The organism is Priestia aryabhattai (genome assembly GCF_023715685.1).
Taxonomy (GTDB): Bacteria; Bacillota; Bacilli; order Bacillales; family Bacillaceae_H; genus Priestia; species Priestia aryabhattai_B.
Window position 1 is genome coordinate 19738 of record NZ_JAMBOQ010000011.1, and the last position, 13548, is coordinate 33285.

10 protein-coding genes are annotated in these 13548 nt (G+C 33.4%); 4 read left to right on the top strand and 6 right to left on the bottom strand.

Annotated features, from left to right (window positions below; genetic code table 11):
- Window positions 1-517: 517 nt before the first annotated feature.
- A complete protein-coding gene (locus tag M3225_RS25925) occupies window positions 518-1555 on the bottom strand; it encodes a Gfo/Idh/MocA family protein (protein WP_251399682.1) in 1038 nt (345 codons plus the stop codon).
- 527 nt (window positions 1556-2082) lie between these two features.
- Entirely contained in the window at window positions 2083-3504 is a 1422-nt protein-coding gene (locus M3225_RS25930) for a sugar porter family MFS transporter (protein WP_251399685.1), read from the bottom strand.
- 513 nt (window positions 3505-4017) lie between these two features.
- Between M3225_RS25930 and M3225_RS25935 the strand changes: the two genes are divergently transcribed.
- Window positions 4018-4920 (top strand): helix-turn-helix domain-containing protein, encoded by a 903-nt coding sequence (locus M3225_RS25935; RefSeq protein ID WP_251399688.1) that lies wholly within the window; start codon window positions 4018-4020, stop codon window positions 4918-4920.
- Between the two features lie 320 nt (window positions 4921-5240).
- A complete protein-coding gene (locus tag M3225_RS25940) occupies window positions 5241-6182 on the top strand; it encodes a sugar phosphate isomerase/epimerase family protein (protein ID WP_251399691.1) in 942 nt (313 codons plus the stop codon).
- Window positions 6183-6429: 247 nt separating this feature from the next.
- Here the strand turns inward: M3225_RS25940 and M3225_RS25945 are convergent, their stop codons facing one another.
- Window positions 6430-6627, bottom strand: a complete 198-nt coding sequence (locus M3225_RS25945; RefSeq protein WP_251399693.1) for an IDEAL domain-containing protein — start codon at window positions 6625-6627, stop codon at window positions 6430-6432.
- A gap of 693 nt (window positions 6628-7320) precedes the next feature.
- Between M3225_RS25945 and M3225_RS25950 the strand changes: the two genes are divergently transcribed.
- Window positions 7321-7731 (top strand): helix-turn-helix domain-containing protein, encoded by a 411-nt coding sequence (locus M3225_RS25950; protein ID WP_251399696.1) that lies wholly within the window; start codon window positions 7321-7323, stop codon window positions 7729-7731.
- Window positions 7728-7880: a hypothetical protein gene (locus M3225_RS25955; RefSeq protein WP_251399698.1), complete on the top strand. Its 153-nt coding sequence runs from the start codon at window positions 7728-7730 to the stop codon at window positions 7878-7880. The genes M3225_RS25950 and M3225_RS25955 overlap by 4 nt, the downstream gene beginning before the upstream one ends.
- Before the next feature lie 377 nt (window positions 7881-8257).
- Here M3225_RS25955 and M3225_RS25960 read toward each other — a convergent pair whose 3' ends face one another.
- The 3 genes from M3225_RS25960 to M3225_RS25970 all read right to left on the bottom strand — a co-directional run bounded on the left by M3225_RS25960 (window position 8258) and on the right by M3225_RS25970 (window position 13458).
- Window positions 8258-9859 (bottom strand): FGGY-family carbohydrate kinase, encoded by a 1602-nt coding sequence (locus M3225_RS25960; protein ID WP_251399715.1) that lies wholly within the window; start codon window positions 9857-9859, stop codon window positions 8258-8260.
- Between the two features lie 279 nt (window positions 9860-10138).
- Window positions 10139-11479 carry an NAD(P)H-dependent oxidoreductase gene (locus tag M3225_RS25965; protein ID WP_251399718.1) on the bottom strand — a complete coding sequence of 447 codons (1341 nt, stop codon included), beginning with the start codon at window positions 11477-11479 and terminating at the stop codon, window positions 10139-10141.
- A 1025-nt stretch (window positions 11480-12504) separates the two neighbouring features.
- Entirely contained in the window at window positions 12505-13458 is a 954-nt protein-coding gene (locus M3225_RS25970; protein ID WP_251399720.1) for a sugar-binding transcriptional regulator, read from the bottom strand.
- Window positions 13459-13548: the final 90 nt, after the last annotated feature.

Below are 13548 nucleotides of genomic sequence, written 5' to 3' on the forward strand. Positions count from 1 at the left end.
GTTGAAAACTTATTAAAAAGAAAACTTTGCTTGGTGTATCAAAACATCCCCTTCTTAACGAGTTTCTTCTATAATCATATACGGTCCGAACATACCTCCATACTCTTTTATCTAATTCAGACCATATTGATGATATACCAAACGTATAATTGTCGTGTGAGCAGTAGATAAGCAACGTTCTTTAATTTATAAAATAACAATGTATCTTCTATTTTTGACTAAAAGCGATCTTTAATCCAATAGGAGTAAAAGTGGCAACGTGAATTATGATAAATAGAAAAAGGAAAAATAGGGACCAAACATTCCCGAAATCCATAAGTGAGATACTTTCTCTTTAATAGTTCTCATTGGTTTTAAAAGCCTGCGCTCATTGCAACCGGATGTAATCCGACACGGCTATTCTGATTTAATCCATCAATTTTCTCCATATCTTCTAAAGATAATTCAAAATCAATAATAGCTGCATTTTTGGAATAGAAAGATGACTGTATATCTGGAGATTGTATGATTTTTATAATTATATTACTTCTATAACAGCTGATCTTTTAGTATAAAATTTAGGGTGCTCCCCCATGGAGATTGGAATAATATTTCCCGTTTTTTTCGCTTCAACACAAGCATCTGATGTCATAGCCGCAACATAGCCGTCCCAAGCTGTTGGTCCATTTACCTCACCTTTTAATGTAGAGTTAATCCATTCTTGTAGTTCTACATCGTAAGAATCAATAAAACGTTCTTTCCAATCTACGAGAATTTCAGTAGATAATTTTGCATCACTACGTAGAACTACGTTGGAAGGTTCAGGTAAATTAGCAATACCTGTTTCTCCAACAACTTGACATTGAATATCATATCCGTATTGACAGTTAACAAATACTTCAACGTCAATTCGAATTCCCTGGGCAGTTTCCAGTAAAATTATATGTGGATCTTGTAATCCTTGAGCTGCAAGACGTGTATTTCGAGGTAAGATGACCTGAACAGAAACATAATCATCATTAAGTAACCAACGTAAAACATCTATTTCATGAACAAAAGAATCAGTAATCGCCATATCACCTATATAATTGTCAGGAACGCTTGGGTTTCTGTGCGCACAATGAACCATTAATGCTTCTCCAATTTTCCCACTATCAATTACATTTTTAAGTGCCCGATAGCCCTTATCATAACGGCGCATATAGCCAACTTGAACTAATGGCTTACCATATGCAATCTCAGCATCCACAATTCGCTTGCAACCCTCTGCAGTTGTAGCAAGTGGTTTTTCACAGAATACTGGTTTGCCTTCTGCAATAGATGCTAATACAAATTCTTCGTGGGTAGGTCCCCAAGAGGTGACAACAACTGCCTCAACTTCTTCTGCTTGAATTAACTCATGACCATCATCATAAACCTTCGCATCAAGACTTAGATTGTTTACAATAGTCTTTGCTTGTTCTTTGTTAACATCTGTAACAGCAACAACCTTTCCACCTGTTAATGCATTCGTAATTCTTCGGATATGATCTTGACCAATTGCACCTGTACCAATAACACCTATTTTTAAAACCATAATTCAGTTCCTCCCATAAATTAACTAAAGGATCAATATTTATTAGTTCAAACTAGCTTACAATCAAAAAGGATGAAATCGATTTCATTCGAAGAGCAAATAAAAATGATTATAGTTGCATTACAAGTTATGAATCTTGCATGTTTTCTGTCTCTTTACTTTACACAAAGTTAGATTTTACACAGGTTAAGCAATATGAGATGTTGAGTATATAGTTGAATTTTAAAATTCTAATATAACTCTGGAAAAGTTAAGATAAAAAATACCAATATTATAATCACCCAAATTTTGAGAGTTGAATGAAATCGATTCCATTTACGTAGATTAGTGGTGTTTCTGATGTATGGAGACATTTTATAATGTTCAGTGTATTTTGTAAATGTTTTTTTGCATTTATACTCAAATCATTCGGAATTATAAGAAAAGAAATAGCTCCCCCTTTGAAATATTAAAAAAGAGTTCTGTAGAAGGATTGTATTTGTTTATTATATGTTTTTTATGTTGCTATCCAGATTTCTAATTAAAAACTAAATTTCACGGTATGCTGAATCATTTATATACTCTTTGGTATCTTGATCGTCATTGGTACGGAAGTAATGTTCTAACTCCTCAAGTGTGCGTCCTTTAGTTTCTGGTAAGTATTTTTTTACAAATACGATGGATATAAAGCCCAGAACAGCGAATATGAAAAACGTTATAGATAAGCCCGTTTTATCCAATAATATAGGGAAAATTAATCCAATAATAAAGTTTGTTATCCATAGGAAGAATACACTTATTCCCATTCCGAGTCCCCGTAAGCGTAATGGGAATATCTCTGAGAGTGTGACCCATAATACAGGTCCAATCGCTCCCTGCATAAAAGCTAAAAATGTGACTGTCAAGGTAAGCATCACATATGGAAGAGCAGTTGATCTTTCAAGTGTAAGAGAAAATACCCCAATAAGTAAAAGAACCGTTGTTGTTCCTGCTAGACCAGTCAGCATCATTGGTCGACGACCAATTTTGCCAAGAAGCCAGATGCCTAATAAGGTTGCCAATACTGAGATTGCACCGTTGGAAATATTACCAATCAATGCGGCCGATGTTTCGAATCCAGCATCTCTGAGAATTTCGGTACCATAGTACATAATTGAGTTAACACCTGTAGCCTGCGAAACTATGCCCACTCCAATTCCGATAAACACAATGCGTCGTATCCATGGCACATTAAGATCTTTAAAAGTAGCTCTTTTCATCCCTGATTCCTCAGCTAAATTGGCTTCAATTTCACTGAGTTCTAATTTAGCCTGTTTTTCATCGCGTATCTTTCGTAGAACTCGCAAGGCTTCCTCTTTTTTTCCTTTTGATACAAGCCAACGTGGACTTTCTGGTACTTTAATCATACCGAAGAACAAAATAATTGCTGGAAGTGCAGCAATCGCCAACATATATCTCCAAACATGTGAGCTGTCACCCATTGTGTTACCAAGGATAGCGTTGAAAACAAATGCCAATAGTTGCCCGCCCACAATCATTAGTTCATTCCGAGTAACCATGCGGCCACGTCGTTCGGCCGGTGATATTTCTGCTAAATAGGTTGGAACTGCTACGGATGCTCCCCCTACAGCAAGCCCTAGCAAAAATCGAAAACTAATCATAACCGGAATATTTGGAGCAAGGGTGCATCCTAGCGTGGAAATGAAGAATAACACAGCAAGATAAAGAATATTTTTACGACGCCCCATATAATCTGATAGTCGACCGCCGAATACGGCGCCTAGTGCAGCACCAAAAAGAAGAGCGCTTGCAATGAGACCTTCAGTGTATGAGTTGAGGTTAAGTGCTTTAGCCATATATGGTAAGGCACCATTGATAACACCTGTATCATATCCAAAAAGTAGCCCACCGAATGTTGAAACTAGAACAATGGTACCCAAGAACGCATTTTGATTTACCTGTTTATTCATCCCAATTTCTCCTTAAATTTTTTTAGAATAGATAATTTTAAACAGTTTATTATACGGGAATACGGAAAACTTGATAACAGCAAGATAACGTCCCTATCTTATAACCATCTTTCACGCCATTTGAAAGCCCTTTCATTATATTTTAGTTTGATTCACTTTCTTAAAACCTTATATTCTGTTAACCTTTTTCTGACATGGTGATTATATGATGATAACGTTATGGTGATGTCTGGTTATAATAATAATTATTAAAACGATTTCAGTCAATATAATTTTTTGAATTTTTTGATATATCAGAACGAAAATACTGATGAAACCTTTATTTATAGGGCTTTACTTGGTAATTATAATTTTTAATGAAGATATGTATGTACCCTCAGTTAAATTACAGTTAATTAGTTATTGATTATATGATCTGTTGTCTATATAGACAATTTTTTTTATTTAACTTATAGTTTTATTAATTGTGACTTAAATCAGATTTCTGAATTTTTAAGATAGGGAGGAATTTTTTTGTTAAAAGAATTTGTAGCAGCAAAAATCTCTTTGAATGAACTTGTTCATCATATAGTGCAGAATGATGCATCTTTTCGTGTTCATTACTGGGGCGTTATGCCAGAACATTATGATAATCTACCCCATAAACATTCTTTCTTTGAAGTGTGTTATATACTTGAGGGGCAAGGAATTTATATAGACGATGACTGTACATATTCAATACAAAAGAATACAATGCTTCTTTCAAGGCCGGATGTTTTACACCAAATAAAAAGTGAGACTGGACTTTTTATTATATATGTGGGATTTGAATTAATAGAGTCGGAGTCAAATGAAGAGTGGATAGGCATAATGAGAGAAGCTAAGAACTGTTCTAAAGTAGTTAAGGATATAAAAGATGATACAATCGCTCCGTTAATTTGGAAATCCCTCCTTCTTCAAGCTTCAAACAATAAATATACTCTGTCCCAGGAGCTATTAACATGCTTGGCATATTCTCTTATTCATTCGTTATTGCAAACTTTTGTCCCTTATTTAAATCACAACAACGATAATCTCGTTCATAAAAAATCTTCTGGAGTCCTTGCCCAAGCGAAATTATATATTAAAGATAATTTATCGAGCCCTTTGAAAATTACTGATATAGCTAGTCATCTCCATATATCGAGTCGTCATCTCTCTCGATTATTTGGAACGGAATTAGGCGTAAGTTACTCAGAATATGTGCAAAATGAGAGGATACAGAGGGCTGCTATATTGCTCAAAAAAACAGATTTATCTATTAAGGATATTGTTGAAGAAACAGGTTTCTCAAACGTGCACTATTTTACTCGTGTTTTTACTTCTACAATGCGTAGTTCACCTGGGCGCTTTCGCTCACTTTATACGAAAATAAAAACAACTAAATATATAGAGTAATAAAAGTCCTCTACTTAATGTTATACATTGAAAGTAGAGGCTTTTTTGTTTTATTCATCTAAATATGTCCTAAAAAGATAAAAATAGGTCCTTATAATGTAAAGACGGTTATTATATATTGTTCTATACTTACAGGTATAAGTGAGTAAATATTAATTCAATTCCAAAAAATAATAGCGTTTGCAATCATAATATACCCTTAAATAAATGTCTTCATAAGACACTAATCATTAAAGTTTTTCTTGTAATTGCAATTGTAAATGATTAATTTTTGGATAGATTTCTAACTACATCATTTGAATTTTGAGGAGGACAAAATAATGAAATTATCCTATGTAACAGATAGCTTAGGACACTTACCTTTTGAGGAAATGTTGGACGTTATTACAGAGATGGGAATTAATACGATTGAAATGACAACTGGAGGATGGTCTCCAGCTCCTCATTTGAAATTAGATGAGCTATTAGAAAGTGAGTATAAAAGAAGTGAATTTTTAAATGCGTTAGAAAAACGCAATATTAAACTATGTGCTTTAAATTGTTCTGGAAACCCTTTAGATCCAGGAGAAATTGGAAAAGAGCATCGAGAAGTTACAGATAAAACATTTGAATTAGCGAAGCTGTTAGGAGTAAAGAAAGTAATTATGATGAGTGGACTACCGGCAGGAAGTCCAGAAGATAAAATTCCTAACTGGATTACATATACAGTAAGTTGGCCACCAGTCTTAAAAGATATTTTAGATTACCAATGGAACGAAGTAGCAATTCCATATTGGAAAGAATTAGTTAAAAAAGCTAAAGCGTGCGGTGTTGAAAAAATTGCCCTTGAGAATTTCAGCTCGCAATTGGTATATAATCCTGCTACTTTATTTAAATTACGTAATGCGGTTGGACCTACCGTAGGATTAAATTTAGACCCAAGTCATCTAATATGGATGGGAGCAGATCCAATTTTGGCTGCTAGAGAATTAGGAGCAGCCATTCATCACGTTCATGGAAAAGACGTAAGACTTGAAAGACACTTATCAGGTGTTAACGGTGTAATGGAAACAAAAGAAATTACTGACGTAGCTAATAGAGCTTGGAATTATGTAGCTGTAGGTTGTGGACAAGACTTACAGTGGTGGAAGGAATTTTTCTCTGTTGTTAAGATGATGGGTTATGATGAAGAAGTTTCTTTAGAAATGGAAGATCTAACTATGTCCCCTGAAGCAGGTGTTAGAACCTCTATTGATGCATTAAAACAAACGCTAAGTTTCTAACAATCCCCAAGTTGAAGCTTTAGCTAAAAGGAACTATCATTGATTTTAATATAAGCAGAAAAAGACTGCAAAGTAATTCTCAAAGGAATTTTTGTAGCCTTTTTCTATTTCTCTTCTTTGTATTATGACAAGCAATAAGAATCTATCTTAGGTTGCATTAATGAAAAACTTAAAGAACAAGAGCTATCAGTAAGTATCCAAATAAGATAATTTGACGAGTTTCTTCTATAATATATTGCTCTTTTTTTTAAGATACAGATTTAAGTTCCTCAGTTAAACGTAAAAAAGTTTCTTTATCTTTATTTTTTAATGATTGGTCAATTTTCTCAATAATCTTACCTTTTTTGAAATCCTTTATAGCTTGATTTAAAAACATTTCAGCCATTACCTCATCTGATACATTTATTTCAACTCGATTTATTTCATTAGACACATTATTTTCCATAAAACGTCAACCCCTTTATCTTATCTCTTTTGCAAACAGTATTCCCTTTTGCACTCTTTTTATGCAAGGTTGATAGATGAAATGAGACATAGAATGATATGTAATATGCATGATTACGCTCCTATTTCCTTTTAGATATTTTTCATATGCCTTCAATTAGATAAAAAAAGATATCACTACATAATTAATAACTAATCGATCAAAGAGAAATGATAGTGATTAATCATTTATTTTATTTATTAGAGAAAAGATAAAACTAACTTTTGAAGGTCAATGTTTTACTAATTACACTTGTTGACGACAAATGGCGATTTTTACTTTTCATTATATACCACTCTATCTTGTACTTCCCCTTTAAGAAATTGTTGTATTCATGTTAACCAAAAAGAAAATGAATAAGTATTTAATGTTAATATGCTTTCAATAATGAGAATTTTACATAAAGTACAAAAACAAAGTATTTTATATATAGAAGTAAAGGGTAAAACTAACTTATAAAAATTTATGTTTTATCATTTACTCTAAGTGACGACAAATCGAACATTTTTCTACAAAATGTACAAATAATAAAAGTTATTTTTATAAGTTGTTTTATCATTTACATATACGTTGTTAAAACCTTTAACATTTAACCCTGTTTTAATATGTTATAAGAAATTATTGATTAATCTAGGAATAAGAAAAGTGTTCTTTATGATTGATAATAATACCAAAATCATTACCATTGAAGATATAATAGACATGTTATCTGTTTCATCAAAGAAAACCATTTATACATATATCCAACAAGGAAAATTAAATCCTATTAATAAAGATGATTGGCATATCGAAGATGTCGTTCGTTTACAAAAAGAATTAAAAAAGCCAGGACTTATGACAAAAGAAGTGGCACAGCAACTTGATATCCCGGTCACAACGGTGAATAAGTATATTAAGCAAGAACTCTTACCTGCGTTTCAAGAAGAATACCGGGGAATCAATTGTTATTTTGTCCATAAAGAAGAGTTAGAAGCGTTTAAGCGCACACATGAGGTAAGGAGAAAGCCAAGTAAGCGTCATTTTTATCACGCTGAGAAAACATTGCGTTATTTCAGCTTTTTGTGAAGAAAGACGAAGAAAAAGAGCAGTTTGCCCGTATCATCTCCGTAGAAGATCCGATTATGGCGGTTACAGAAAAACATGAAGAAGAAGCCAAAGAATTAGGCAAAAGAAACATTGAGGAACTGTTACTATATGCGGTACAAAAATTATGAAATGGACTGAGAAGTGCCCGAACTTCAAGAGAGTTAATTAAAATAAGCGTTACTTTTTATAAAGAAGCTTTTTTACATTAAACAGAGCATCTGGAATTCACTCCCTAATGAAAAAGAACAGTGTATATTAGAAAAAACTCATCAAAAAATCCTATTTTTTAGTGGGGTAAAGAATTTTTTGATGAGTTTCTTTGTTATAAGGATATAAGCAAACATAGTAGGTATGGGTTTTTCTAAGGTTATTTTATATAAAATTAATTACTACTAATATCTTCTTATATTTATTTGTATAGGCCATTTCACGTTTTCCACTGAATTAGCCAGTGATTAATTTTTAAGTAGAAAAGTATAGATAAATTGTTTTACTTTGTTTTTAATTAAACTAGAATTTCCTTTTGAACATTAATTGATTGATCCTGGTTAATCTTCGTGTTTTCCCACATCCAATTGTGGAATTGTGGATATGCTTTTCTGTACTGTTCAGCATATAGTTGATATCTTTCATGATTTTCTCTATTAGGCTCTATTTTCTTTTGTTTAAAACGTACCATATTGGTTGCAGCTTCTTCGATATCTTTATAAGCTCCTCCAGCAACACTAGCTAAGATTGCAGATCCTAAACAAGCTACTTGATTATCTTCAGGCACATTTATAGAGATGTTACTTACATCAGCATGAATTTGTAAAAACAACTCACTATTTGTTGCTCCTCCAGCCGCATATACTTCGTCGACATCAATTCCATTGCTTCTAAAGTTACGAATATTACAATCTGTTCCGTAAGAAATCGCTTCCATAATAGCGCGATAAATATGAGCTCTCCCATGTTTCAAAGACAACCCAGAGATTAGCCCTCTAACATTTGGATCAACATGTGGTGATCGATTTCCTTGCCAATAATCTAATACAATAAGACCTTCAGAACCTGGGGGAATGTTAATTGCTTCTTTAGTTAGTAAGTCATAGACACTTACATTTTTATTGTTAGCTATAATCTCTAAATCCTTACAAAAATTTGTTCTCAACCATTTGATAGTAGAACCAGAAGAAGACTGTCCTGCCTCTACTAGGTTTAAACCTGGAACTACTGCATCAGGAAAGGCACCTAATATTTCTTTTGCATGAACTGGTTTGGTTGTTAACGTATAAATATTATGTGAGGATCCCGTAATAAGAGCTAGTTTTCCTGGTTGAGCCACTCCTAAACCAATTATACCATTAAGAGCATCTACGCCTCCCTGGGCCACAGGGGTACCTTCTCTTAATCCTAATTCTTCTGCTGCTTCTTTAGTAAGTCCCCCAATATGTTCACCCAATTTACATATATCCTGCGGAAGTTTTTCGAAAATATCACCCAAACCAACTGATTCATAAAAATGCTGAGGAACGCCTCCTTCTTTTTGATTATAATGCCATCTATAAGTAGTCGTACTAATACTCCCAGTATATCTACCAGTAAGCCTGTACGTATACCAATCAGAAAAGTCCATGAGCTTATTTGCGCTCTTGTAAATGCGAGGTTCATTTCTTTTTAGCCATAAAGCTTTACACACCATCCACTCCGGAGAAACTTTTCCGTAACCGTTGTATTTTAAAGCTTCATGTCTAGCAGACGAAATAAATTGAGCTTCCTCGTGAGATCGAACATCCATCCATAAAAGAGCACGTCTCAATGGTGTTCCGTCACTTTTGCAAGGAATAATAGTAGCACAGGTTGTGTCTAGACTTAAACCAATAATTTGCTCTTTAGTAACCCCGGATTGATCCATTGCTTTTCTTATACTACTGACTAAACCAGACCACCATTCACTTGGATCTTGCTCTGCCCAACCGGGATGGGGATGATATGTTTGGTATCCAGTAACACCTAATCCTACCTGATTTCCGTATAAGTCATATATCACTACTCTAACACTCTCTGTTCCCGCATCTATTCCAATGACTAGCTCCTTTTTCATTCTACATTCCCCTCTTCCCAAAGTTAAACTATCTAAGTTGTAACTTATCTTCTTAAAAGTTTCTAACTGCAGGTATGACAATAAAATTTAGTTCCTATATTTGTTCTTAATATTGAGGTAATATGTAATTTCCATTACATTAAATAATAAGCATAAACGACAATATAAACTAAGACTAATCTATTAACTAAATTTTTTGATTTTTATAAATGATAGAGAAAAATCAGATCAAAATAAATATATTTTGACCTGATTACTTTCATTTATTTAAATACTGTACAGTTATTATAAACCTTCTTCTTAAACTAAAATAGGGTTTAATTTTACTAATTTATTTTCAACAGATGCCTTATTTATACTCTGTGTTTGCAACGAACGTAACTTCCAAATCATTGATTCTTTCTCTTGTTCAATATCTCCGTACGTAATGATTTCCCCTTGTTTTATCGAACGAGTTACTACAACATTTGGATCCACTAATCCAATTGGAAGAGCATTTACTGCAGAAGCTTCACTATGGGTTAGTAATTTACCGTATACTGTATATCCTCCAATACCATCAAGGCGATCTCCTGGTTTCAAGTCTTTCTTTGCTACAGCTACTGTTTCAGCTTGGAGACCATGCCACGGAGCAATAGTTGCCTCCTTATGAAAATAAGCACGAGCAACCGAAAGTGGCGTTTCAAGACTTGTTAAATGATAAGGACGGTATAACACATAATTTGGCCCATCACCCATTTTTAAATAATTCATTTCGTGATGAACTTCTTCTTTATCTGAAGAAATAATTGCAAATACACCTGGGGCTACCCCATTTACGTAGTCAACAATTCCCTTACCTGATAAAATTCCACCTTTTTCTTTTTGCTGAAACAAAGAGGGTAACTCATTGACAGTACCAGAAGGACCATGCATGCCTGGTTTATCTGGTGAAAATCCAGTTGCATTTGCAACTGCATTCATTTCAACCATAGTTTTTGTTCCATCTTGAAATGAAGCAATCATTTTAGGGCTAGCACCTTTCGCTTTAGCCTCTGCCTCTGCAGAGGAAGGATTAGCTTCGTGGTTTAAAGGGTTATTTTTTCCCTTTCCTAATGCAATAATCTCAAAACCAATTGCATCTGCAAAATCATATAGTTCCATCACTGCTCCTGGTTCATCACCTGCTGATCCCGTATATACAACGCCACTTGCATCTGCCATCTGTTTTAAAAGAGGTCCAACTGTAACATCTGCCTCTACATTTAGCATGACGATATGCTTTTTATTTAAAATAGATTTCCAAGCAATTTCAGCTCCCAAATTTGGAACACCAGTGGCGTCTACAACAACATCAACGCTTGGTAAACTTGTAACCAACTCACTATAAACTGTACCTACGACTTTTCCTTGCTCAATAGCTTGTTCTGCCTCTTCAATCTGACCTGTTAAAACAATTTCCTGTTCATTGATACCAGCTTTTAAATAGGCTTGTTGAATCAAAGAAGTATGGAGATCGGCTGTAGCAACGACTCGCATACCTTTCATACCTTCAATTTGAGAAATCATGCCTCTTCCCATTTGTCCACAACCAATTAAACCAACACGTATTTCTCTGCCCATTTTCTCTAATTCTCTTAATTTATAGTTTAATCCCAACATGTTTCAAACCTCCTAATAAAATATGTAAATTAATTTATGATGAAACATCATATAAGAATTTTTGGTCTTCACATAACAAGAGTAATGTGAACATTTTAGATGTAGAAAAACTAAAGCTTAACCTTAATTACAGACAAATAAGGAAACGTTTACAATAATTATCATTAAAATAGCTCAACTACAAAGCAGCAAAAAGGATGAAGGTTAGTTAAACATTTACAAAAGTTCTTATAAGTTACCTTTGTTAAAATTATAAAATTCAATTGTATATTTTGTCAATGAAATTTTTTAGAAAATTATTAAAAATGCCTATAAAACAATTATTTAGACACTTTAAATCTTATTTATTAGGTTAATTTTTATTAAAGACTATTTTCGGTTTTTTACAAAAGTTTATAAAAAGAACAAATGTATTCACTTTTAAGGTTTTCCCAACTCCCTAAACTTAAAAATGGGTTCAATGAATAACTGGTATAGCAGTTATTCATTGAACCCAATCTAAAGGAAGATTAAACAAGGGAGTATATACAACTTTCTTATTAACATTACTTAAATTACATATTAAAAATATTATAGATGTAGTATTGCGGTTTTAAATTGTAAAAGATTTTAAAGGAGTAATAAATGGAGAAGGTAAACATGTATTAACGAACACACTTGTTTCTACTGAAAATATAGCATGTGAACATAGAGATATTAATATCATACTGGAGGGTTAAGTGGCTAGCAGGAAGATTTATTAACTATTTTGGCATTGTTAAGATCAAGTGTACAATCTATTTAGTAGTTATGCTAAATCAGGCAGAATGCGTTTTAAAAGGAAAGAACATAATAGATAGATTACTTCTCATAGAATTAGATAAAAAAGGTTTTTCACACAGCAAAACGTATTAAAAGGTGTCCTAAAATTAAAGTAAAAATACTTGGTTTTTGGGACACCTTCTTTTAAAGACTACATAACTAGTTTCAGTGGGGTTAAATTGCATAAATAAAATGAAATCTAAAGTATCTGATTTAATAACTTGTTATTCTCCTCTTAAAAGAGCCGAGGCTGTTTGTTCGTCAATTATTAGCACATCTAAATAATTTCCTCTTAGAGCAGCCTCAACACTCTCTAGCTTGTGAGTTCCCTCAACTACTCCAATGACCTTTTTAATCTGCCTTAAATCTTCTAGTGATAAGCCAATTACTTTATCGTTTAACGGATGGTCAACCGATTCTCCTGACGCTTCAAAAAAACGAGAGGCAATATCACCAACAGCACCCATCTTACGAAGATTTTGCAAATCATCTTCTTTTAAATAATTAAGTTCCTTCATAGTAGAACCTTTGTGAGGGTTTCCTATACCTACAAGAGCTAAATCTACTTCCTTAACCTCTTCAAGAACAGAAGAAATTTCTTTCATAGCTACTAGATGCTCTTTTAGTTCCTTTGTTTCTACAATGGCAGGAGCATATAAGTAGGAACATGTACAACCCATTTTTTTAGCTAATTCATAAGCTAATTGATTAGCGTGAATTTCTACATGTTGTGTCCCCATACCACCTACGAGAGGCACAATATTCATTTCTTCTTTTCTCTCAAATGGATATTCTTTCACCAATTCAGCTAAAGTAGACCCCCATGAAATACCAAGTTTTTTTGCATCCATTCTCTTTAAATACTTAGAGAGATAATAAGCACCGGCCTGGCCCACTGCTCTTTTAGTCATTTCTGGAGTTAATCCAACTATAGATATAACAATGGCATCTTGTAAGTCATATTTTTTTTCAAGTTTCAGTTCTAGATCGACAGTATGGACACTCTCGTCTTTAATATAAACCTCTATTATTCCAAGCTCTTTTGCTCTTTGTAGGAGTTTAGAAATAATAGGCCTTGATACCCCTACTTTCTTAGCAATCTGTTGTTGTGTCCATCCCTCTATATAATACAGATTAGCTAATTTCACCATCTGCTTTCTTTCTTCCCAATTTAACATACAATCGCCTCTTTATCTGTTCGTATGCTTTTTAGTATAGCAATAACTATATGAAATGAGAACATCTTACTCTTACATAAAAGTACATTT